Below are 22,452 nucleotides of genomic sequence, written 5' to 3' on the forward strand. Positions count from 1 at the left end.
ATGGAGGAGCTTTTAAAAGTAATAGACAAAAACGCGTTGATCTTTGGTTTCTTAATGGTCGGAATTCTGGCTTTCTTTTCAGACCAATTTTCGAAGAAAGTCCTCCGTTCAAGAATCCCAGGTTCTGCAATAGCCATATTTTTAGGTTTGGTCCTAGGCTATGTAGGCGGGGTGTTTTCCGATGGATCCAAAGGCATTTCTGATATTGAACTTTTCAAGGGCGTGGGGATTTTAGGAGGCTCCATGTTTCGTGATTTTGCAATTGTTGCCACAGCCATGGGAGCAAGTTTCCTTTTGGTAAAAAAATCAGGGGTTCTGGGCTTGGTTTCTTTGCTTTTCGGAATACTGATCTTTTTTGTATCCGGAGTAGCCATCGCTTGGATTTGGGGTTACAGGGATGCCGTCAGTCTATGTACCATAGGTGCCGGAGCCTGCACCTACATTGTAGGGCCTGTGACTGGAGCAGCCTTGGGAGCAAGTTCAGAGGTGATCGCCCTGAGTATTGCAGCTGGAGTGGTAAAAACGATCGCAGTAACTGTTTTTACCCCCGTATTGGCCAAAAAAATAGGACTGGAGTCTCCAGGATCAGCGATGGCCTATGGTGGGATCATGGGTACTTCCAGTGGGGTGGCTGCTGGGCTTGCAGCTACTGACCCGAAGTTAGTGCCTTATGGAGCCGTTACAGCTACCTTCTATACAGGGGTAGGTTGCTTACTTTGCCCTTCTCTATTCTATTATATCCTGACGATGTTCAGTGAATCAATGGGATGAATTGATTTTTCTTCCTCTTTTTCATGGTTGAAGATCTTTTTTCGATGATTGCTCCCCCAATCATAAAGTGCAGCTATCACATCCTTGAGCGTTTCACCGTATTCGGTCATGGTATATTCCACCGTTACCGGAAAAGTATCATAGACCGTTCTTTTGACCAGGTGATTCAATTCAAGATCTCTTAATTCTTTGGAAAGCATACGATCTGTAATTCCTGTTATTTCTCTCGAGATTTCAGAAAATCGCTTGACACCATGCAGAAGGGCTATGATGATAGGCAGTTTCCATTTACCATTCAAAATCTCCAATGCATCCTGAACAGGACGTATTCTCATCTTACACTCCCTTTTTCCAACCGTTCTTGTTTTTTTATCATGGTACAAATCTGGGGAAATAGCCTTAACTATACAAGAGTATAGCACTATACTTTGGTATAGTACTTACAGATGTATAGCAACTCCCCTACCTTTGAAGAAGAAAAAAACAAACTAAACCATGCAAAACAAAATTATTTATTGGACGACCACAGGATTAATTTCAGTAATGATGCTTTTGAGCGCATTTGCCTATTTCAATGATCCAACGGTATCCGAAGGATTTACTTCCATGGGATTTCCTGATTATTTCAGAGTGGAATTGGGCCTTGCGAAAATCCTTGGAGTTTTGGTTTTACTTCTCCCCTTTTCTCCAAAATTCCTAAAGGAATGGGCTTACGCAGGTTTTGGAATCACTTTCGTTTCTGCATTCATTGCGCATTTTGTCAATGGCCATCCTTTTTCAGCGACCATCATGCCTGTGATTGCGGCAGTCTTATTGATTACTTCCAGAATCTATCTCAGCAAACAATCTGCTTAAATACAGACTAAACCGACTAAGACCAGAGCCCAAACTCTGGTTTTTTTCTTACTGATAACCAACTTCTTACACAATTTCCTATTTGGAAAAAGGGGGCTCTACCAAATATTCAAATGAATTTTAAACCGCTCACCAAATAAAAAATAAAAAATGAATGGGCCACAGCGTAATTTTGATCTATGTCAAGATTAGGCCTTCCCTGTTTTTTAGTATTTCTGAACCTGTTTTTTGCGCTCTCATTTCCAATGCCCAGTCCAGTATTGCTGGAATTGTCCATGATGCAAAAACCAATATTCCTTTAGAGTTTAGTAGTATTTCCGTTTATTCAGTTCCCGATAGTAGTTTGATCAATGGGAGTATTTCTGATGCAGGGGATTATTCGAACTGGATAAACTCAAACCTGGACCCTATTTTTAAAAGTCAGCTTTATCGGGTACCATACCAAAGAATTACCTGTTTTTGAACTGGGCAAAAATGAAAACAGAAATTTTGGAATCATTAGATTGGAACCAGATGAAACCACCTTGGAAGGAATCGAAGTTCAGGGGCAAAAACTCAGCACCAATTTCCAACTGGAGAAGCAGAGTTATGCGGCCGATAATTTTCAAGCGGCGCAAGGGGGAACTGCCAGTGACATTTTAAAAAACTTACCAGGGGTAGCCATCGATGCCATGGGTACCATTACCATCCGGGGAACAAGCGGTTTTGTAGTCATGCTCAACGGAAAACCCATCCAATCAGATCCTATTTCTTTTTTAAGCCAATTGCCTGCGAATAGTATTGAAAAAATAGACTGGATTTCCTCACCTTCTGCCCAGTATGATTCGGAAGGCAAAGCTGGAATGATCAATGTCATTACCAAATCAGGGACCGCAGATGGTCTTTATGTCCAATTCAATTCCAGATTGGGTCTTCCTCCCATAGAAAATTATGGCAATGCGGAACGAGCAAAAAGATATGGAGCAGATTTCAATTTGAATTACCTCAAAGGAAAATGGGACATTTCTTTGGGAGCCAGCTATCAAAGAAATGATGTTGCCGGAAGGCGTGTAGGAGATGTATATACCATTTCAGGTGATACCACTACCAGATTCCCTTCCCAGGGAGAAAGAAGTATAGATGAAAAAAATTATTCTGGGAGGTTTACCATAGGCTTCAATCCCAATCCAGTAAATAGTTTCTCTCTAGGGTTTTATGGGGCGGTCAGAGACAAGCTCCGGACTGCAGACATTTTATATGATGACAATCATGCTACAGTCAATGGTGAAAGGATTTACACGTTCCAATATTTCAATGCCAATGATCAAAGCCGACGGGGGGATGTGGCTTTGGGCAGCTTGGATTATGACCATACTTTCGGAAATGAATCCAAAATCAGTAGTTCAATCCTTTATGAATATAGTAGGTTGGGAGGTCCTACAAGTAACTTGAACCTGGGGTATCCCGACCTCAGTAAGGTGTACCAAGAAGATTTCAACACCAATGACAACCCACTTCATGGGGTGAGAGTTAATGTTGACTACAGCTTTAAACCATTGAATTTGGGACAGTTATTAGCGGGGTACCAATTCAGAAGTCTGGACCATACCGGTGATTTCCTCTACGAAAGAAAAAATATTGAAACTGGTGAATTTGAGGTTATCCCTGAATTTTCCAGTACGGTGAATCTTACAAGAGCAATTCATGCAGGATATGTACAGTTGGATAAAAAAACAGAAAAATACAGTTATGGATTCGGGGTCCGGGTAGAACATATGGATAGATCTTTTGATTTGGAGGATCAAGCAGGAATCATCGACACTGTTTATCAGTATAATTTTATCAGGCCTTTTTTCAGTGGGAACATAGGGATTCCATTGAGTGAAAGTGTACAAGTCAAAGCAAATTTCAGCCAACGGGTAGAAAGAACCACTACCTTCAAAATGAATCCCTTTCCGGAAAGAGAGCATAGCGAAACACTGGAACAAGGAGACCCTAATTTACTTCCTGAGTTCATCAATCAGGTAGAATTGGGGATTGTAAAAACCTGGGATGCCCATAGCTTTTATGCTACAGCCTATCATGCTCGAGTAAAGAACCTGGTAAATCGGGTAAATACAGTCTACAATGACAGTATTTTGAATCGAATTTACTCCAATGTGGGAACCGGAAAATCTACTGGAGTTGACTTGGGAACCGAACTTTTTCCCACTGAATGGTGGAAACTCTTTGCTGGACTGAACCTGTACTATTATACCATTGAGGGTAGTTTTGATAACAAACCGGTCAATACCAGTAGTTGGGTTCATTCCTTTTCCATCAATACAACGTTTACACTTCAGAAAAACTGGAGTATTCAAGGGAACCTGAATTACCTATCCAAAAGAGTCACTGCCCAAGGAATAGACGCTAGATTCTACTTACCAAGCATAAACATCAAGAAGTCTTGGCTGGATAACCGCTTATCTGCCAATTTAATATGGCAAAATATAGATATGGGGCTGCTCAAAACCAATGAACAGCGAATCACCACTTTCCGGCCAGGAGAATTTTATTCCACCACCAATTATATACAGGAGGTAGACATGCTGATTTTGAACCTTTCTTACACATTGAACCGTTCCAAAAACAAAGCTAAATTTGTGAAAAGTGAATTTGGAGAAAAGGAATTTTAATCGGCAATCTAAGTGAGTTCAATAGAGATAATGATCAAAAACATGGTCTGTCCAAGATGCATTGAGGCAGTAAAAGCCATTTTGGTTGAAACTGATATCCCCTTTCAATACGTGGAGTTAGGAAAGGTATCTCTCCATACTCCCCTGGATTCTGAACAGGAACTCATCCTTTCCCAAGCCTTAACCCATCATGGATTTGAATTATTAAAAGGAGAAAAATCAGCGATGATTTCCAAGATAAAATCGCTTTTGATCGAACAAATCCATCATTCGAAACAAATCCTCACAACAAATTATTCTGAGTTCTTGGCCAATCAACTCCATCACGAATATTCCTATCTCAGTAGACTTTTTTCTTCGGTGGAAGGAATGACGATTGAGAAATATATTACGAGATTAAAAACAGAAAAAATCAAGGAATATTTAATATATGATGAATTAACCTTATCTGAAATCGCCTTTAAAATGGACTATTCCAGCGTCGCCTACCTATCCACTCAATTCAAAAAAGAGACTGGTAAGACCCCGTCTGAATTCAAAAAAGTAAAAGCAGGGTTAGAAAAAGTCTGGATAAGGTTTAATTTCTCCAAGACACTTTTCCTACATTTAATCATGGAGTTCCTTTTAGCAATCCGAACACTTTTCACGTATTTCAAAAGCATCCATGTGATTTCCCCTGAAGCAGAACAGGCCTTACATGGAATATCATTTGAAATTGAAACTCCGAAAAACAAATACCTCCATGAAATCGGTCAAACGTGTAGAACCTATTACTTTGTCAGTGATGGCTTGGCTAGAATCTATTATTTGAAGGACGGAACGGATGTGACGGAATATTTTGCCCATCCAAATGACATGATCATTCGGGCAGAAAGCTTATTCACTGGAAGGCCCAGCAAAAAAGCCATCCAAGCCTTGGAAAATACCTTATTCATCGGAATACCTGCTTCAAAATTGGAAGACTTATTTGACAGCCACCCTGATTTAGAAAGGCTCTTTAGGAAAATTCTGGAAGCTTCCTTTGTAGCCTATGTCAATCGTATGGAAAGCCTGCAATTTCATACCGCCGAAGAGCGCTACAAGCAACTGGTCAGGGACTATCCTCGCCTCTTGGAGAATGTCTCCTTGAAACATATTGCAAGCTACCTAGGCATTACACAGGTCAGTCTGAGTAGAATCAGATCAAGTATCCGGTGATTTTTTAACAATTGTAAAAGGATCAAGTATCCGGAAAGTTGAAATTTGCATCAAAATAAATTTCAATTGTCAGCTACAATCCTCGGTCTCAAGCATAACTGGAAACAGTTTACCTTATTGGTACTCGTCAATGGGCTAGTAGGCGCGATGCTGGGTATGGAACGCTCTATCTTTCCTCAGTTTGCCTCCGGAACTTTTCAGATAGATTCTAATTTTGCCCTCCTTTCCTTCATCACCGCATTTGGCTTTTCAAAAGCAGGCACCAACTATATTACCGGAAAATTTGCAAACAGGGTAGGCCGGAAAAAGCTACTCGTTCTGGGTTGGATCATCGCCCTTCCGGTACCTCTGATGTTGATTTTCGCTCCAAATTGGACATTCATCATCTTGGCCAACATCCTTTTAGGAATAAGCCAGGGACTTACTTGGGGAAGTACGGTGCTGATGAAAATTGACTTGGTGGGAGAAAAAGACGGGGATTGGCCATGGGTATGAATGAATTTGCGGGCTATTTAATGTTGGGAGTTTCCGCTTATTTCTCAGCGTACATCGCAGAAAACTATGGGGTGAGCCCCTACCCCTTTTACCTGGGGATTGCCGTGGCGATTACGGGATTGATCCTGTCTCTTTGTCTCGTGAATGATACCCATTCATATGTCAAAAAAGAATCCAAAACAGTCACCAAAAAAGAATCAAGAATGTTTTTGTACAAACCTCTTTCAAAAACCCTACACTGAGCAGTATATCTCAAGCAGGCTTGGTCAATAATCTAAACGATGGAATGGTATGGGGGCTGTTACCCGTTTTTTTGATCAGTCATCAACTAGCGCTTGAAAAAGTTGGAATTGTTGCGGCAGTCTATCCTCTTGTTTGGGGAATTGGCCAACTCTTTACCGGAAAGATGGCAGACCATTTCTCGAAAAAAAGATGATCGTTTTTGGGATGTTGCTCCAAGGTCTGACTCTTTTGGTTTTGCCTGAATTTGTGGGTTACTATTTCCAAATTGGATTGATGGTTCTTTTGGGACTTGGAACCGCCTTGGTATACCCCACTTTTTTGGCCTCTATCGCAGCTTTCACCCATCCCATGCAAAGAGCTGAAAGCATCGGCACCTTCAGGCTTTGGCGGGATTTGGGCTATGCGATCGGTGCAATTTTTTCAGGAATTCTTGCAGATCAATGGGGCATAGAAGTCAGTATTTATTTTATAGGTATTTTGACCATCCTATCCTCCCTAATCGTACAACTAAGAATGAAGCATTACTAAGCCCAAAACAGGAACACGCAAAATCTTATAACATAAGATCAAAATTTCATAATAGACCGGCTTTCATTTTTACCGAAGTTTGTATCGTTCATCAATCTTGATTCATCATGACACAAACAGCCACATCAGAACATTTGACAAAAAAGACATTTCCGGTTACAGGAATGACTTGTGCAGCCTGTGCAAACAGTGTCGAGACCATTTTATCCTATACGGACGGAGTAAAATCAGCTTCTGTGAATTTTGCTTCCAATACCGTTTTGGTGGAATATGATCAAGATCAAATACAAGCCGAAGGCTTAAATAAAGCCTTGACAGAAATTGGCTATGGACTCATCATTGGGGAAGAAAATTTAGAAGAGGCTGGAGAAAAAGCACAACATGAGCATTACCAACAAGTAAAAAAACAGACCATTGGTGCCGCATTATTGACTCTTCCTATTTTCATTTTAGGGATGTTTTTCATGCATTGGGAACCCGGAAAATGGATTTCCCTGGCATTAAGTATTCCAGTAATGTTCCTATTTGGTCGTCATTTTTTTATTAACGCCTTTAAGCAAGCCAAACATAGAAAAGCGAACATGGACACCTTGGTGGCCCTTAGTACAGGAATCGCATTTTTATTCAGTTTGCTAAATACCCTTTTCCCGGAGTTTTGGTTGGAACGTGGAATTACTCCTCACGTTTATTACGAGGCAGCCACAGTAATTATCACCTTTATCAGTTTTGGAAAACTCCTGGAAGAAAAAGCAAAATCCGGGACTACCACCGCATTGAAAAAACTGATGGGGCTTCAAGCAAAATCCCTAAAAGCCATCATTGATGGCAAAGAACAAGAAATCCCGATCGCTGAAGTAGCAGTGGGCTATGAAATTGTGGTAAGACCCGGTGAGAAGATACCGGTAGATGGCACGGTCCTTTCCGGAAATTCCTATGTAGACGAAAGTATGATCAGTGGTGAACCCATTCCCGTGGAAAAAAGGAAAACGATCTGGTGTATGCAGGAACAGTCAATCAAAAAGGAGTTTTCATTTCAAAGCCGAAAAAGTAGGCAGCGAAACCCTACTTTCACAAATCATCAAACGGGTCCAGGAAGCTCAGGGAAGCAAAGCTCCTGTACAAAAACTGGCAGATAAAATCGCAAGTATCTTCGTTCCTACCGTCATTGGTATCGCCGTCATCACCTTTGCGACATGGATGATCCTGGGAGGAGACGACGCATTTACCCATGCCTTGTTAACCTCGGTAGCAGTGTTGGTAATTGCCTGTCCCTGCGCCTTAGGTTTGGCCACCCCTACCGCGATTATGGTAGGTGTAGGAAAAGGGGCAGAAAACAATATCCTGATCAAGGATGCCAAAAGTCTGGAATTGGCACATCATGTCAATGCGATTGTACTGGATAAAACAGGAACCATTACTGCCGGTAAACCCTCTGTATCAAATGCAAAATGGATTTCCAGTCAAACTGAACAGGATTTTGGTCCCATGTTATTGGCGATAGAATCAAAATCAGAGCATCCATTGGCAGATCCTGTTTCAAAAAGCCTCAAAGAAAATAATCTGGAACCCGCTAAACTCCTTGACTTCCAAAGCATCACCGGAAAAGGAGCAACGGCAAAAAATGAGAATGGAATCAGGTTCTATGTTGGAAATGAAAGCTTACTCCATTCCCATCGGATCAACATACCCGAGGAGTTCAACAACTTATCTTTTAAATGGAAATCTGAAGCCAAGACCGTCATTTTCTTTGCAAATGATCAGGAATTCTTGGCCATACTAGCCATTACAGACGAAATCAAGCCTAGTTCCAAATCTGCTATTTCCCAATTAGTCCAGCAGGGAATTGAGGTCTTCATGCTTACGGGAGACAATCATCAAACTGCTGCTGCCGTAGCGAAACAGGTGGGTTTAACGGACTTCAAAGCAGAAGTGATGCCTTCTGATAAATCAGACTTTATCAAAGAACTCCAAAGTCAGGGGAAAAAGGTGGCCATGGTCGGTGATGGGATCAACGATTCAGAAGCCCTGGCACAGGCAGATGTCAGCATTGCAATGGGACATGGTTCTGACATTGCCATGGACGTGGCGAAAATGACGATTATTTCATCTGATTTAGAAGCCATACCCAAGGCATTAAAACTTTCAAAAATGACGGTTAATGGAATCCGACAAAACTTATTTTGGGCCTTTATTTACAATTTGATCGGAATTCCCATTGCGGCCGGCTTACTTTATCCTTTCAATGGATTCTTGCTCGATCCTATGATCGCTGGTGGTGCAATGGCATTTAGTTCTGTCTCTGTTGTATTGAATAGCTTAAGACTCAAGGGTAAGAAATTGTAAATTCATTTTTAAAATTTGATAGAAAGTTGGTCAAAATAGTGCGAGTTCGAGCGGAATCGAGGATATTTTGAATCAAGTTAAAATATAGAAGTTGTCTGTCCGAGCGGAGTCGAGGACTTGGCTTCGACTTCGCTCAGCCTGACAATACTTAATTTCAATAGAAAGGGATTGAAAAAACTCAAGTTTAATATTTATAAAATCAACAACAGATCAATCATGAAAACTCAAAAATTCAAAACCAACATCAATTGCGGTAACTGCCTGGCCAAAGTTACCCCTGTCCTCAATGCGAATCCAAAAATCGAGTCTTGGGCTGTAGATTTAGAAAGTGAGGATCGGATTCTGACAGTAGAATCTGAAAACATCACGCCAGAAGAGGTCTTTAAAACTGTCATCAAAGCAGGATTTATCGCCAAACCTGAATAAATTGGCCACAAATTCTTAGAATTCACATGAGAAACTTATTCTTAGCGCTGATTTTGTTCGGTGCGATCCTGAGGGTGAATGCACAAACCAACCTCGCTTTGCCTGTGGTAAAATCCAGTATCGGAGGCATCAATATCTATGGAAAACCCATAGACCAGCAAACTAGATGTCAGCACTGGCATTCTGAATTGGATGTGATTGCGATTAAATTTAAATGCTGTGAAAAGTATTATCCATGTTTTTCTTGCCATGAAGAAGAAGCTGATCATGATCCTGAAGTTTGGCCAAAATCAGAATTTGATTCCAAAGCCATATTATGTGGCGTCTGTGGAACAGAGTTAAGTATTACTGAATATCAAAACAGCAATAATACCTGTCCAAAATGCAAGGCTGCTTTCAATCCGGGCTGCAGCAAACACTATCATTTGTATTTTGAAACAGAAGATCAAAAAATAGAAGAACCCATTTGACAATAATTTCGTATTTTTACAGCGTTGAAAAAGACCATTTCCATAGTGCTATCTCTCATCCTGCTCTTTTCGAGTATAGGAATGGCTAAATCCACCCACTTCTGTGGGGGATTGGAAATGCTTTCTGAAATGTCTTTGAATGCTTCCCACATCAATTGTGGCATGGAGCAAAAACTCCCAGATTGCGAACCAAATGATGGAAAAGCCCATGTTCAAGATTCTGGCTGCTGTGATAATGAATTCGAAATTCTTCATTTAGACGAAGATTTTAGCATTAGCAAAGCTTCTCTCCACCTCAATTTGGACTTCGCATTTGCGCTGGTTCACACTTTTGTCTTAAGGTTTCTTTAGAAGAAGCTACCGTTACTACTTATTCAGATTACTCCCCTCCTATTCTAGAACAGGACCATCAAGTCCTGTATCAGGCTTTCCTTATATAATACATTGATGAATTGAGTGTTAGCCCCCTAACACTTGTTTTGCCTGGATATAATTCTGGCAATGCAGATTTACTATTCTGGTCACTTATCAGATTCATCACATGTTAAATTCAATCATCAAGTATTTTCTTGAAAATAAACTGGTAACAGTCCTTCTACTGATCGCATTGATCGGTTGGGGAATCATTACGGCACCTTTTGGATGGAAAGTAGGTTCTTTACCTTCTGATCCAGTTCCTGTGGATGCCATACCAGATATTGGGGAAAATCAACAAATCGTATTCACCCCATGGGCAGGAAGATCTCCTCAGGACATTGAGGATCAAATCTCCTATCCATTGACCACCTATCTACTTGGAATTCCTGGAGTAAAATCCATACGTAGTTCCTCCATTTTCGGATTTTCCAGTATCTATATCATCTTCAATGAAGACATAGAATTCTACTGGTCCAGATCCAGAATATTAGAAAAACTCAATTCCTTACCATCCAGCTTATTGCCAGAAGGAGTCCAACCTGCCCTAGGTCCTGATGCCACCGCATTAGGACAAGTATTTTGGTACACCTTGGAAGGTCGCGATTCCAATGGAAATCCGACTGGAGGTTGGGACCTGCACGAAATTCGATCTGTACAGGATTTCTATGTCAAATATGCCTTAAATTCCGTAGAAGGGGTTTCCGAAGTGGCTTCAATCGGGGGATATGTCCAGGAATATCAAATTGATGTAAACCCTGATGCATTAAAAGCCTACAAGATCCCATTGGCCAAAGTCATGGATGCGGTGAAGAAATCAAACCGTGATGTAGGAGCCAAAACCATTGAAATCAATCAAGCGGAATACCTGGTCAGAGGCTTGGGATACGTCAAAAATATTTCGGATCTGGAAATGGCGGTAGTGGCCGTACAGGATAACGTTCCTATCCGAATTAAAGACATAGCCGTTGTGGGATTGGGTCCGGCTACCCGTCGAGGTGCTTTGGACAAAGACGGAGCCGAAGTGGTCGGTGGGGTGGTCGTTGCCCGCTATGGAGCCAACCCCTTGGCAGTGATTCAAGATGTCAAGTCAAAAATCACAGAAATCAGCTCTGGATTACCGAAGAAAACCCTTGCCAATGGAACGGAAAGTCAATTGACCCTGGTTCCGTTTTACGATCGATCTACCTTGATCTCGGAGACACTGGGTACTTTGGAGGAAGCCTTAACCTTGGAGCTATTGATCACGATTTTGGTAGTGATAGTAATGGTGTACAATCTTCGTGCTTCCTTATTGATTTCCAGCTTATTACCCATAGCGATATTAATGGTGTTTATCGCCATGAGGTACGTTGGAGTGGATGCCAATATTGTAGCCCTTTCTGGAATTGCCATTGCGATCGGAACGATGGTAGACCTGGGAATTATCCTCTCGGAAAATATACTCAAGCATCTGGATGAAGCTCCAGAAGATCAAAAATTAATTGACACCATTTTTAAAGGTTCCTCGGAAGTAGCCACAGCTATATTGACCGCCGTTTCTACCACGATCGTTTCCTTTATCCCGGTGTTTACGCTGGAGGCAGCAGAAGGAAAACTATTTGGTCCTTTGGCCTTTACGAAGACGTTTGCGCTAATAGCTGCTTTGATCGTCTCTTTGTTAATCTTACCGACGCTTGCCCATTGGTTTTTTGGGTTCAAAATCAAGGGAGATAAAACAAAAAAGTTCTTCCCTTATGCCTTACTACTTCTTGGCATCATCGCCCTGATTCTGGGTTATTCCTGGGCAGGAATCATGCTTCTCCTGTTTGGAGGTTTGGCTATTGGAAAACAGTATTTGGACACCTCCAAAATAGTGCTGGATAAGCGCTCATCTAAGCTATTGAACAATGCCGAACTATTCTTAGTAGTGGTTGGCGTAGTCTGGCTATTGGCAAAATACTGGCTTCCCCTGGGGCCTTCAAAAAGTTTGGTTACGAATTTCTTCTTTGTAGCCTTGATGGTAAGTCTGATTTTAGGCGCTTTTGCGGTTTTGGAATACTATTACAAACACATCCTTACCTGGTGTTTGAACCATAAAAAGCATTTCTGTGCATCCCAACTGTACTTATTCTTCTTGCAGGAAGCATTTGGTTGGGATTCAACAGTGTATTTGGATTTATCCCCAAAGGTTTTGATGTAATCGGAGTTAACATTCGAACTACCCACATATGGGCCTCCTTGACTCACACTTTCCCTGGAATCGGAAAGGAGTTTATGCCTTCACTGGATGAAGGAAGCTTTTTGTTGATGCCTACTTCCATGCCCCATTCTGGTATTGAGTTTAACGGAAATGTCGTTTCCCAACTTGACATGATGCTAACAAATATTCCAGAAGTGGAGTTGACCGTAGGCAAATTGGGAAGAGTGGAATCAGCCCTGGACCCTGCGCCCATCTCCATGTATGAAAACGTCATCAACTATAAACCGGAGTACATCCTAGATGAAGATGGATATAGGGTACGTTTCATGACCGATGAAAACAATCGGTTCATTCTCTCCTCTGGCGATACCTTAAGTAATGAGGAAGCGATTGCACAAGGAGTGAAAAATACGGAATTGATTCCGGATGAGGATGGACTATATTTCCGAAACTGGAGAAGCCAGATTAATTCCCCAGATGACATTTGGAATGAAATCGTCAAAGTCACCAAGATTCCAGGAATAACTTCTGCCCCAAAACTCCAACCAATTGAAACAAGGTTGGTGATGCTCCAAACTGGGATGAGAGCTCCGATGGGTATAAAAGTATATGGACCTGATCTACAGACCATTGAAACATTTGGCTTAACGTTAGAAAGCATCTTAAAAGAGGTGCCATCTGTGAAAGCTGAAGCCGCGTTTGCAGATCGTATTGTAGGTAAACCTTACTTGCTTTTAAACATCAAACGGGAAGAAATTGCCCGCTATGGATTAAATATTGAAGACGTTCAGCAAACGATAGAAACAGCTATTGGCGGAATGAATATCACAAACACGGTGGAAGGCCGAGAGCGCTTTCCTGTACGGGTTCGTTATCCAAGAGAGCTTAGAGATGATCCTGAATCATTGGGTAAAATCTTGATCTCCACACCTACTGGAGCCCAGATTCCCTTGGTACAAATTGTGGATTTTGAATACCAACGAGGACCTCAAGCCATCAAAAGTGAAAATACGTTTTTGGTAGGCTATGTATTATTTGATAAGCGAGAGGGTTTCTCCGAAGTGACCGTAGTCAATGATGCCCAACGAATGATTCAGGAAAGAATCGATTCTGGTGAACTACTGGTCCCAGCTGGAGTAAGCTTTAAGTTTTCAGGAAGTTACGAGAACCAGGTGCGTGCTGAAAAAAGACTAGCTATCATCGTACCCGTAGTACTGGGATTGGTTTTCTTGATCCTGTATTTCCAGTTCAAATCAGTAAGCACTTCGCTTATGGTATTCACGGGTATAGCCATGGCTTTTAGCGGTGGATTCATGATGCTTTGGTTCTATGGACAAGATTGGTTTGCCAATTTCAGCCTTTTCGATACCAATATCAGAGAGTTATTCCAAATGCAAACCATCAATCTAAGCGTGGCAGTTTGGGTGGGTTTCATTGCTCTTTTCGGAATTGCGACAGATGATGGGGTATTGATGGCTACCTATTTGGATCAAAGCTTTGATCGAAATAAGACCAACACCCTAAAAGGAATCCGGGCTGCGGTAGTCGAAGCCGGACAGCGAAGAATCAAACCGGCTGTCATGACTTCAGCAACCACCATCATTGCCTTGTTACCTATCTTAACCTCTTCAGGCAGGGGGTCCGATATCATGATTCCTATGGCAATCCCTGCTTTCGGTGGAATGTTAGTGGCAGCCATTACTTATTTCATTGCCGGTGTTATACAGCATCCGAGAGGAATATAGACTCAAAAAGATCAACAAATGAAATCGAGCTATAAAAAAATAGAGAATGATAGGAACCGATTGAATGCAAGGTTCAATTCGGCCAAAAACAGCAGTTTTAATCCTATTAGAAACTGGACAATCACAGTTCTTCTGGTCATCTTCACTGGTTTTCATTCATTTGGTCAAAGGTTAGATGACTATTTGAAACTAGCGGCCGAGAATAATCCAGGGTTAAAAGGTAGCTATAAAGAGTTTGAAGCAGCACTTCAGAAAGCCGCACAGATCAGAAGTTTACCGGATCCAACCCTGTCATTTGGGTACTTTATCTCCCCTGTTGAAACCCGGGTTGGACCACAACGGGCAAGATTATCCCTCAACCAGATGTTTCCTTGGTTTGGTACGTTAAAATACTATGGGACTGGCTCGGAGGCTATGGCAGAGGCGAAATTCCAAGCGTTTACCGATGCCAAAAACAAGTTGTACTTCAAGGTGATTTCTGCTTTCTACCCCTTGTATGAGCTGAATAAGTTCATTGAAATTGAGGAACAAAACATTGAAATCCTCAAAAATTATAAAACGCTGGCAACCAGTCAATTTTCGAATGGAAACGGGGCCATGGTAGATGTCCTGAGAGTGGATATTATGCTGAAAGATGCGGAAACCAACCTGGGTATTTTGGAAAAGCAACGAAGCCCTTTGGTGACGCGATTCAACAATTTGCTTAATCGGGAAGAAGAGGAGCCGGTGGAAGTAGCCAATGAATTGGAGGAAGTCATGGTGCAAGAAAACTACCGAAGGGATTCATTATTGGAGAACAACCCTACCCTCCAAGAATTTGACTTTAAAATCATGGCAAGCCAGGCCAACGAAATGACCGCTGCCAGCCAGGGAAAACCCAAGATTGGGGTTGGATTGGATTATGTCATCATAGGAAAAAGAGAAGATATGATGGTCGATGATAATGGCAAAAATGCATTGATGCCCATGGTTTCCATGAGTTTGCCCATCTTTTCAGGAAAATACCAGGCTGCAAAAAAAGAGGCAAAATTGATGCAGGAAGCCTACCAGTATCAAAAGGAAGAATTTGAGAATGAATTACTCAGCAGCTATGAACAACTGGACTTTCAAGTCTCTAAACAACAAGATTTGATTCGATTGTATGAAGCACAAATCAAGCAGACTCAACAGTCTCTGGACTTGCTTTATACAGCTTATTCCAATTCAGGAAAATCATTTGAGGATGTACTTCAAATGCAACAGCAGCTATTGAAATATCAAAAACTGAAAGTGTCTGCTGAAACAGCACTAAAAATAAACATTGCGGAAATAGATTATATCACTGCAAAAACATTAGACCAATGAAAAAGCTACAAATAAACGTTTTGGTCATTGCTATCGGCATGTTATTCATCGGAATACTTGCAGGATACCTCATCTTCAGAAATGACAGTCCTTCTCAAGATGAACACCAACATGATATTACTGAAGTAAATGGGGTATGGACCTGTTCCATGCACCCACAGATCCGTCAGAATGAACCGGGGTCCTGTCCAATCTGCGGAATGGACCTGATTCCCGTAGAGAATGAGGAAGAAAATCTGGATCCCATGGCCATCAGCATGTCTCCTACTGCCATGCAATTAGCCAATGTGCAAACTGCGATAGTCGGAGGATCAGATGCTTCAAAATCAGTAAAACTGACCGGGAAAATCCAGTCTGATGAACGGAGGATCTTTACCCAGACCACCCATATTCCTGGTAGGATTGAGCAATTAACCGTCAATTTTACCGGAGAATACATCTCCAAGGGACAGGTCATTGCCTATGTTTATTCTCCTGAGTTGGTCACCGCCCAGCAGGAACTATTGCAGGCAGCAAAAATCAAAGACTCCCAACCACAATTATTTCAGGCTGCAAAAGAGAAGCTGAGAAACTGGAAATTATCAAACAGCCAAATTGATCAGATTATTGAATCAGGAAACCTCCTTCACAACTTTCCAATCAGCGCTAACAGTTCAGGATATGTAACTGAAAAATTGGCGAATGCCGGAGACTATGTGTCTCTTGGACAGCCTCTATATACCGTATCCGATCTTTCCAAAGTATGGGTTTTATTTGATGTGTATGAATCCGATCTAAGTTGGATCAACAAAGGCGATGAGGTCGAATATTCAGTCCAATCCATTCCTGGCAAGACTTTTTCCGCAAAATCAGTTATATCGATCCTTTGATTGATCCTTCGACAAGAGTTGCCCAGGCACGGGTTGAAGTAAGCAATTCCGATCTAAGCCTGAAACCAGAAATGTTTGTTTCTGGTACGATTAAGAGCGAGTCTAAAAGCAGTAACAATTCGATGACCGTTCCCAAATCCGCGGTATTATGGACAGGTAAACGATCTGTAGTATATGTAAAATCAAGTTCTGAACGAGGGATAAGCTTTAACCTTCGGGAAGTGACCTTGGGACCTGCTTTAGGAGAAAGTTATGTCATTGAGAGTGGGTTGAATGAGGGGAGGAAATCGCCATCAATGGTACTTTCAGTATAGATGCAGCTGCGCAATTAGCGGGTAAGCCCAGCATGATGAGTCCCGATGGCAGTGCACCGATGACAGGCCATGACCATGGAAATATGGAAGGAAGGAGCATGCCTTCCAGTACCAACCTATCCATCAGTGAAAATGCAAAAAAGGCCTTGAAACCAGTGTATGATCAATATTTACTGCTGAAAGACAAATTAACACAAGATGATCTGATTGCAGCCAAAGAGGCAGCAGCAAAGATGGATGCATCTTTGAAACAAGTAAACATGGCTTTATTCACTGGAGAATCTCACAACCTATGGATGGGCTTTGACGATAATTTGAAAAAGCCTTACAAACTGCTCAATCTGCAAAATCAATAGAGGAGTTGAGAAAGAGCTTTCAACATCTTTCTATGGAAATGGTAACCATGACTGAACTGTTTCATGCCTATTCGGGCACTTTATATGTGCAGCATTGCCCAATGGCAGATAGTAATAAAGGAGCAGATTGGTTGAGCCTAGACCAAAATATTGTCAACCCCTATTTTGGACAATCCATGCTAACCTGTGGAGAGGTTACCAAAACATTGAACTAATCACCCAATCCATACAAGCAAATTATGCGTAAAAACAATCAGTATTTTGCCAGAAAAATCCACCGATTTCTAGGGGTCTTCATTGGAATCCAGTTTTTCCTTTGGACCATCAGTGGATTATATTTCAGCTGGACAGATATTGATGAAATCCATGGAGATCATTTTCACAATGAGCACATGATGCATCAATCAGCAGAAAATCTAATTGAACCTGGAAAGTTGGATTCCACCCTCCAGATTTCAACTCTTGAACTGCGATTTGTCAACCACCAACCTTATTACTGGGTTAATTCCAAATTGCTTTACAATGCTCAGACAGGTGAACTCAAACCCGAAGTAACAGAAGAAGAAGCAAAGGAAATTGCCCAGATTTATGTAAAGGGAGATTTGGGAATCAAATCGGTAGAATATCTGACTGAAACCGGAGCTCACCATGAATTTCGGGGAAGACCATTGCCCGCTTGGGCCGTACACTTCGACCACCCAGATAACCTAGTAGCCTACATAGATGCTAAAAATGGAAGCTTTGAACGAGTGCGACATAGAAGCTGGAGATGGTTTGATTTTCTCTGGATGTTCCATACCATGGATTATGCAGGAAGAGACGATTTCAACAACCTGCTACTTAGAGCATTTTCATTATTCGGCTTAGCCACGGTGGCTTCTGGGTTCACTTTGTTCTTTATGACGCAGAAAAAGAAAAGAAAACATACGAAATAAATAATAAATCAATTAAACATGAAAAATCTAACTAAAACTCTATTAATTGCAATGACAATCAGTTTGGCGTTTGCCTGTAAGCAAAACGATCAACATGAAGGGAATGAAGAGCACATGAACCAAACAGAAGAAATGGATCATGAGAATCATGACGCAATGGACCATAGCTCCAATTCAGGATCCATGGCATCTGTTTCATTTGAAGACAAGCAGGTTTCTGAAGCTGTAAATGCTTATTTGGCTTTAAAGGATGTCTTGGTGGAAACAAATGGTGAAAAAGCTAAAGACGCTGCAAATGAACTGCTAGCTATTTTAGAAAACTCCGGTATTGAAGGAAAATCTGAAATGGAAATTGAGGTAAAGAAAATTGCCGAGACTACGGATACAGATGCTCAGAGAGTATCATTTGATGTGGTTTCAAACCAAATGATTCAATTGGTGAAGAGTTCTGTATTGATCGAAGGAAAATTATATAAGCAATATTGCCCAATGGCAAAAAACAATGAAGGTGCATTTTGGTTAAGTGTTTCCAATGAAATAAGAAACCCTTATTTCGGAGATAAAATGCTAAAGTGCGGTTCAGTTGAAGAGGAAATTTAAATCTTACCCTTTTTTAACTTAACGCCTGAGCCCCAGATTTTTCTGGGGCTTTTTTATAAGGTAAACCTGAATCCCAAAAACCCTCTGATTCCCTGGTTAGGGGCAAAAACATAAGTTGGATCAAAGGTCAAGGCATTTGGGTTCTCAGGAGTAGGCATGACTGTACCATCGGGATTAAATACCACATTCTTATCAAATGGATCAAATGACCTGGCTATACTATTAGCCGGTGGTGTAAAATTCAGCAGGTTTTTAACACCAGCATAAACTTCCCACTGCGCTCCAATTCCTTTGGTGAGCTGTATGTTTTGGATACTCCACCAAGAAGAAAATTCATCTCTATCATCTAATTCCCCAAGCAAAGGTAATCGCATCGGGCTATACACATTACCGGTATAATCAATGGTCAAACCGAGTCTCGGGATATCATATCCAATCGACCACACGCCAGAAAACCTCTCGGTTAACAATTGTCTTCTCTTGACTCCTTCTTCTTCTATGGATACATCCATTAAAGTAGCCCCAGCGGTAATGGATAGTCCATTTGCCCAAGCCACATCCAAGTTGGTAGAAACTCCTTTTGAAACAGCAGAACCATCTAAATTTGCATAAATGATCTGATTGGCATTTGTTTCATAATCCGGGACGATTCTATTGGTAAAATAGGTGTAAAACACGGTAGCATCAATCCCCACGAAAGTACCCCTATTGGAATAGATTTTCTTCACAAAATTAATGTTGGTATTCCAACTCTGTTCAGGCTTTAGTTCTCCTTCAAAAACCACTTCCCTAGCTCCAGTTAAAGCGGCATGATCTTCTGTAAAGACATTAGCAACTCTAAACCCATTGCCCACCGAAACCCTGAGCGCTGTTGATTTATCATGGGAGGATAATTTATAATTCAACCTAGGGGAGAAAATGGAACCATGGACCGAATTATAATCATAGCGAGCTCCAAGCAAAAGACTTTGTGTTTCCTGAAATTTGATCTCATCCTGAATAAAAACCCCAGGTAAATGGATGACAGAAGGCATATTCCGTTCACCATCCCCAGTAGAAGTGACCGGAGTATCATCATCGTAATAGGTATAGCGATAAGCCAAACCCGACAAGAAATGATGAGAGGAGATCGTTTTTTTCCATGTCAACTGCCCAAAACCTATGTATTGGTCCGCATTGTAAATGGTCGTCCCATACACTGAGTTTTGACGATGTCCGTTTGCAGAAAACATCAGACTTAAAGCTTCTGAATTCGGTAATTGGTAGGTACCAAAGGTTTCCCATCGACTAGTGTAAATACTTTCCCCATATATATCATCTCCTCCTCTATTGCTTTTCTCCCAATTCATTTCTCCTCCCCATCGATCTTCATATACATACCTGGCTGCAATATTGAAAATTCTGTTCTCAGGTCTTTTCACATTGAATTTTTGAAAAATTGAAATCCGCTTCGAAAGGGTTAGGTCGGTGAAACCATCCTGATTGTTATCAATGGGGTGATCATAATAAAAACCATTGATACCGGTGAGTGACTGGACATTGGATCCAAATTCACTTCGAAAGCCCAAATCCATGTTAAACTCACCCCAACCTGTCCCATATATGTCCGCGGATACTAAAGGAGCTGCGTCGGGACTTTTGGTAATCACATTGATTAAACCACCTACTGCTTCGGATCCATACAAGGTGGAAGCAGGCCCTTTCACCACTTCTACCCTATTGATCAATGATTGCGGGATGCCTGTAAGTCCGTAGACAGTTGCCAGACCAGATACAATGGGCATTCCATCGATCAATACCATGGTATATGGACCTTCTAACCCATTGATATGAATATCTCCGGTATTACAAACATTGCAATTGATTTGTGGTCTGACTCCATTTACATTTTGCAATGATTCGAATACAGAGGGAGTAGGATTGGCTCTAAAGAACTTTGCAGAATACACTTCCACTGGAACAGGACTATCCAATTTAGAAACTTCCTGCATGGTCCCACTAACTACTACCTCATCTAAACCAGCATCCATTTCTTCCAGTTCAAAAACCAATTGAGTGGCTTCTTCTGATGGGACAATTACAGCCAATGAAATAGTTTTAAACCCTATTCTTGAAACTTGCAGAACATAGGTATCGGAGGTAATTACCTTGATATTGAATTCTCCATTTTCATCGGTGACCGCCCCAACTGAAGTTCCTTTTAGGATTACATTGGCAAATTCCACTACCTCCCCTTGGGATAAAACTTTGCCTTTCACGCGGAAGTCCTGTCCGAAGGAATCCATATAAATCCCTGATATAAAAAGAAATACTAGTACTAGTCGAAGCATATATAATAGACTAATTTAATTCATTAGAATACCCAAAAGTAATTTGTTAGATTCTTCTAACAAAATTGTTTTCTAAATATTTTATTTAATATTTGAATACTAAATCATTATTCATGGCCTCTCAAACAGAAGAAAACTACCTAAAATCATTATTCAACTTGTCAAATGAAGCTGGAGAAGTAAACATCTCAGAATTAGCCCAACAAATGCAGGTAAGTATGCCTACCGTGAATAGCATGGTAAAAACCCTTCAAAAAAACGGTTGGTTGATCTATGAGAAATACAAACCTGTTACCCTTACCTCAGAAGGAAAAAAGAAGCCGCATTGGTCATCAGGAAACATCGATTGACAGAAATGTTTTTGGTAAAAAAGATGGGATTCGGCTGGGAAGAAGTTCATGAAATTGCAGAACAAATCGAGCATATTCATTCTCCAAAATTTTTCGAAAGAATGGATGAAATGATGGGACATCCTACTGTTGATCCCCATGGCTCTCCCATTCCCGATAAGATGGGTAGAATTCAAGAGGTCAGTTATTTCACATTATCTAAATGCAAAACAGGCCAGATTGTAAACTTAGCAGCTTTGACCAACTCGTCCATGGAATTTTTGGAGTTTTTAAATAGCAGGGATCTGAGATTGGGAATTGAACTTCAAGTGATATCTATTGAACCATATGATCAAAGCATGGTAGTCAGTTTTGAAGGACACCCCTCAGAAACCTTAAGTGAAAAAGTCTGTGATCGGTTATTGGTAAGATTAGTAGGTTAAACAAGCTTCCGGAGCCAAGAATTATCAATACTTCCAGGATCGGTTTGCTTTTTTCTCCGCTTGGGATTTTTTTGATTTCAAACGTTTCTCCACGGCTCCTTTTCCTGGCTTCGTGGGTTTTCTTGCTTTCTTTTTCGCTAGGCTCTTTTGAATGAGTTTATAAAATTTCCGAATGGCGATCTCTTTATTTTGTAACTGGGAACGTTTTTCCTGCGCTTGAATCTGCAGCAGACCTTCATCCGTAATTTTATTTTTCAGTTTTTCCCGGATCAAGGTTTTCTCCTCCTCTGTCAAGAACATGGTGTTATCCAGATCAAAGAACAACTGCACTTTGGACTCCACTTTATTGACATGTTGACCTCCTGCTCCACCACTTCTGGATGTCTGAAATTTCATTTCGGACATAAAATCACCTTTCTCAATTCTTTCTCTTAGTGTTTGCATTGGATCGCTACTCTTTTATGGACCTTGAATTTCTTCTGGAGGCAAGTTAAGGGCTTTCATTTAAATGAAATAATTCCCTACTATCCATTCATTTGGATGAACGGATGATTTTAAAACTAATTCTTAAAAAAAATGCTAATTTGATTTTCATTAATCCACCTCATC

The 22,452-nt window shown here is 41.1% G+C and carries 19 protein-coding genes and 4 pseudogenes; 20 read left to right on the plus strand and 3 right to left on the minus strand.

Annotated elements, in window-relative coordinates; genetic code table 11:
* On the plus strand, positions 1 to 771 hold the full coding sequence (gene madM, locus V8V91_RS03375) for a malonate transporter subunit MadM (protein WP_373398752.1): 771 nt from the start codon (positions 1 to 3) through the stop codon (positions 769 to 771).
* Here the strand turns inward: madM and V8V91_RS03380 are convergent.
* Positions 735 to 1,106 carry a winged helix-turn-helix transcriptional regulator gene (locus V8V91_RS03380; protein WP_373398753.1) on the minus strand — a complete coding sequence of 124 codons (372 nt, stop codon included), beginning with the start codon at positions 1,104 to 1,106 and terminating at the stop codon, positions 735 to 737. The two genes, madM and V8V91_RS03380, sit on opposite strands and share 37 nt — an antisense overlap.
* 160 nt (positions 1,107 to 1,266) lie before the next feature.
* On the opposite strand from V8V91_RS03380, the gene V8V91_RS03385 reads away from it, so the two are divergent.
* The 17 genes and pseudogenes from V8V91_RS03385 to V8V91_RS03465 all read left to right on the plus strand — a co-directional run bounded on the left by V8V91_RS03385 (position 1,267) and on the right by V8V91_RS03465 (position 18,741).
* The gene (locus tag V8V91_RS03385) at positions 1,267 to 1,626 is read left to right on the plus strand and encodes a DoxX family protein (protein ID WP_373398754.1); all 360 of its coding nucleotides are present in this window, start codon (positions 1,267 to 1,269) and stop codon (positions 1,624 to 1,626) included.
* Positions 1,627 to 1,780: 154 nt separating this feature from the next.
* Positions 1,781 to 2,089: a hypothetical protein gene (locus V8V91_RS03390; protein ID WP_373398755.1), complete on the plus strand. Its 309-nt coding sequence runs from the start codon at positions 1,781 to 1,783 to the stop codon at positions 2,087 to 2,089.
* Positions 2,090 to 2,129: 40 nt separating this feature from the next.
* A complete protein-coding gene (locus V8V91_RS03395; RefSeq protein WP_373398756.1) occupies positions 2,130 to 4,280 on the plus strand; it encodes a TonB-dependent receptor domain-containing protein in 2,151 nt (716 codons plus the stop codon).
* 30 nt (positions 4,281 to 4,310) lie between these two features.
* Positions 4,311 to 5,477 (plus strand): helix-turn-helix domain-containing protein, encoded by a 1,167-nt coding sequence (locus V8V91_RS03400; protein ID WP_373398757.1) that lies wholly within the window; start codon positions 4,311 to 4,313, stop codon positions 5,475 to 5,477.
* A 66-nt stretch (positions 5,478 to 5,543) separates the two neighbouring features.
* Positions 5,544 to 5,972: an MFS transporter gene (locus tag V8V91_RS03405; protein WP_373398758.1), complete on the plus strand. Its 429-nt coding sequence runs from the start codon at positions 5,544 to 5,546 to the stop codon at positions 5,970 to 5,972.
* Positions 5,969 to 6,214 (plus strand): hypothetical protein, encoded by a 246-nt coding sequence (locus tag V8V91_RS03410; RefSeq protein ID WP_373398759.1) that lies wholly within the window; start codon positions 5,969 to 5,971, stop codon positions 6,212 to 6,214. The genes V8V91_RS03405 and V8V91_RS03410 overlap by 4 nt, the downstream gene beginning before the upstream one ends.
* A gap of 190 nt (positions 6,215 to 6,404) precedes the next feature.
* Positions 6,405 to 6,743, plus strand: coding sequence for an MFS transporter (locus V8V91_RS03415; RefSeq protein WP_373398761.1), 339 nt, complete (start codon positions 6,405 to 6,407; stop codon positions 6,741 to 6,743).
* A 107-nt stretch (positions 6,744 to 6,850) separates the two neighbouring features.
* Positions 6,851 to 9,086: pseudogene (locus tag V8V91_RS03420) on the plus strand (heavy metal translocating P-type ATPase).
* 168 nt (positions 9,087 to 9,254) lie between these two features.
* The gene (locus V8V91_RS03425; protein ID WP_373398763.1) at positions 9,255 to 9,512 is read left to right on the plus strand and encodes a heavy-metal-associated domain-containing protein; all 258 of its coding nucleotides are present in this window, start codon (positions 9,255 to 9,257) and stop codon (positions 9,510 to 9,512) included.
* Positions 9,513 to 9,538: 26 nt separating this feature from the next.
* Complete coding sequence (locus V8V91_RS03430) at positions 9,539 to 9,982, plus strand: CHY zinc finger protein (protein WP_373398764.1); 444 nt, start codon at positions 9,539 to 9,541, stop codon at positions 9,980 to 9,982.
* Positions 9,983 to 10,006: 24 nt separating this feature from the next.
* A complete protein-coding gene (locus tag V8V91_RS03435; RefSeq protein ID WP_373398765.1) occupies positions 10,007 to 10,333 on the plus strand; it encodes a hypothetical protein in 327 nt (108 codons plus the stop codon).
* A 190-nt stretch (positions 10,334 to 10,523) separates the two neighbouring features.
* Positions 10,524 to 14,345: pseudogene (locus V8V91_RS03440) on the plus strand (efflux RND transporter permease subunit).
* A complete protein-coding gene (locus V8V91_RS03445; RefSeq protein ID WP_373398766.1) occupies positions 14,342 to 15,667 on the plus strand; it encodes a TolC family protein in 1,326 nt (441 codons plus the stop codon). Before V8V91_RS03440 ends, V8V91_RS03445 begins: the two are co-directional and overlap by 4 nt.
* A gap of 38 nt (positions 15,668 to 15,705) precedes the next feature.
* Positions 15,706 to 16,850 (plus strand): annotated as a pseudogene (locus tag V8V91_RS03450) (efflux RND transporter periplasmic adaptor subunit).
* Positions 16,851 to 16,948: 98 nt separating this feature from the next.
* Positions 16,949 to 17,421: pseudogene (locus tag V8V91_RS03455) on the plus strand (DUF3347 domain-containing protein).
* 24 nt (positions 17,422 to 17,445) lie between these two features.
* Entirely contained in the window at positions 17,446 to 18,141 is a 696-nt protein-coding gene (locus V8V91_RS03460) for a PepSY domain-containing protein (protein ID WP_373398768.1), read from the plus strand.
* Positions 18,142 to 18,159: 18 nt separating this feature from the next.
* On the plus strand, positions 18,160 to 18,741 hold the full coding sequence (locus V8V91_RS03465; RefSeq protein WP_373398770.1) for a DUF3347 domain-containing protein: 582 nt from the start codon (positions 18,160 to 18,162) through the stop codon (positions 18,739 to 18,741).
* Positions 18,742 to 18,794: 53 nt separating this feature from the next.
* On the opposite strand, the gene V8V91_RS03470 is transcribed toward V8V91_RS03465, so the two are convergent.
* Positions 18,795 to 21,071 (minus strand): TonB-dependent receptor domain-containing protein, encoded by a 2,277-nt coding sequence (locus V8V91_RS03470; RefSeq protein WP_373398771.1) that lies wholly within the window; start codon positions 21,069 to 21,071, stop codon positions 18,795 to 18,797.
* A gap of 113 nt (positions 21,072 to 21,184) precedes the next feature.
* Here V8V91_RS03470 and V8V91_RS03475 point away from each other — a divergent pair, with 113 nt between their 5' ends.
* Both V8V91_RS03475 and V8V91_RS03480 read left to right on the plus strand, forming a co-directional pair.
* Complete coding sequence (locus V8V91_RS03475) at positions 21,185 to 21,421, plus strand: metal-dependent transcriptional regulator (RefSeq protein WP_373398772.1); 237 nt, start codon at positions 21,185 to 21,187, stop codon at positions 21,419 to 21,421.
* A complete protein-coding gene (locus V8V91_RS03480) occupies positions 21,397 to 21,843 on the plus strand; it encodes a metal-dependent transcriptional regulator (protein WP_373398773.1) in 447 nt (148 codons plus the stop codon). The genes V8V91_RS03475 and V8V91_RS03480 overlap by 25 nt, the downstream gene beginning before the upstream one ends.
* A 24-nt stretch (positions 21,844 to 21,867) precedes the next feature.
* Here V8V91_RS03480 and arfB read toward each other — a convergent pair whose 3' ends face one another.
* Positions 21,868 to 22,287: an alternative ribosome rescue aminoacyl-tRNA hydrolase ArfB gene (gene arfB / locus V8V91_RS03485; protein WP_373398775.1), complete on the minus strand. Its 420-nt coding sequence runs from the start codon at positions 22,285 to 22,287 to the stop codon at positions 21,868 to 21,870.
* Positions 22,288 to 22,452 lie beyond the last annotated feature (165 nt).

This window comes from Algoriphagus halophilus (assembly GCF_041729275.1).
GTDB lineage: Bacteria > Bacteroidota > Bacteroidia > Cytophagales > Cyclobacteriaceae > Algoriphagus > Algoriphagus halophilus_A.

What these genes read in the sequence shown, in the direction of transcription:
- madM (WP_373398752.1), top strand. Translation starts at nt 1, where the DNA reads ATGGAGGAGCTTTTAAAAGTAATAGACAAAAACGCGTTGATCTTTGGT.
- V8V91_RS03380 (WP_373398753.1), bottom strand. Translation starts at nt 1,106, where the DNA reads ATGAGAATACGTCCTGTTCAGGATGCATTGGAGATTTTGAATGGTAAA.
- V8V91_RS03385 (WP_373398754.1), top strand. Translation starts at nt 1,267, where the DNA reads ATGCAAAACAAAATTATTTATTGGACGACCACAGGATTAATTTCAGTA.
- V8V91_RS03390 (WP_373398755.1), top strand. Translation starts at nt 1,781, where the DNA reads ATGGGCCACAGCGTAATTTTGATCTATGTCAAGATTAGGCCTTCCCTG.
- V8V91_RS03400 (WP_373398757.1), top strand. Translation starts at nt 4,311, where the DNA reads ATGATCAAAAACATGGTCTGTCCAAGATGCATTGAGGCAGTAAAAGCC.
- V8V91_RS03410 (WP_373398759.1), top strand. Translation starts at nt 5,969, where the DNA reads ATGAATGAATTTGCGGGCTATTTAATGTTGGGAGTTTCCGCTTATTTC.
- V8V91_RS03415 (WP_373398761.1), top strand. Translation starts at nt 6,405, where the DNA reads ATGATCGTTTTTGGGATGTTGCTCCAAGGTCTGACTCTTTTGGTTTTG.
- V8V91_RS03430 (WP_373398764.1), top strand. Translation starts at nt 9,539, where the DNA reads ATGAGAAACTTATTCTTAGCGCTGATTTTGTTCGGTGCGATCCTGAGG.
- V8V91_RS03445 (WP_373398766.1), top strand. Translation starts at nt 14,342, where the DNA reads ATGAAATCGAGCTATAAAAAAATAGAGAATGATAGGAACCGATTGAAT.
- V8V91_RS03460 (WP_373398768.1), top strand. Translation starts at nt 17,446, where the DNA reads ATGCGTAAAAACAATCAGTATTTTGCCAGAAAAATCCACCGATTTCTA.
- V8V91_RS03465 (WP_373398770.1), top strand. Translation starts at nt 18,160, where the DNA reads ATGAAAAATCTAACTAAAACTCTATTAATTGCAATGACAATCAGTTTG.
- V8V91_RS03470 (WP_373398771.1), bottom strand. Translation starts at nt 21,071, where the DNA reads ATGCTTCGACTAGTACTAGTATTTCTTTTTATATCAGGGATTTATATG.
- V8V91_RS03475 (WP_373398772.1), top strand. Translation starts at nt 21,185, where the DNA reads ATGGCCTCTCAAACAGAAGAAAACTACCTAAAATCATTATTCAACTTG.
- arfB (WP_373398775.1), bottom strand. Translation starts at nt 22,287, where the DNA reads ATGCAAACACTAAGAGAAAGAATTGAGAAAGGTGATTTTATGTCCGAA.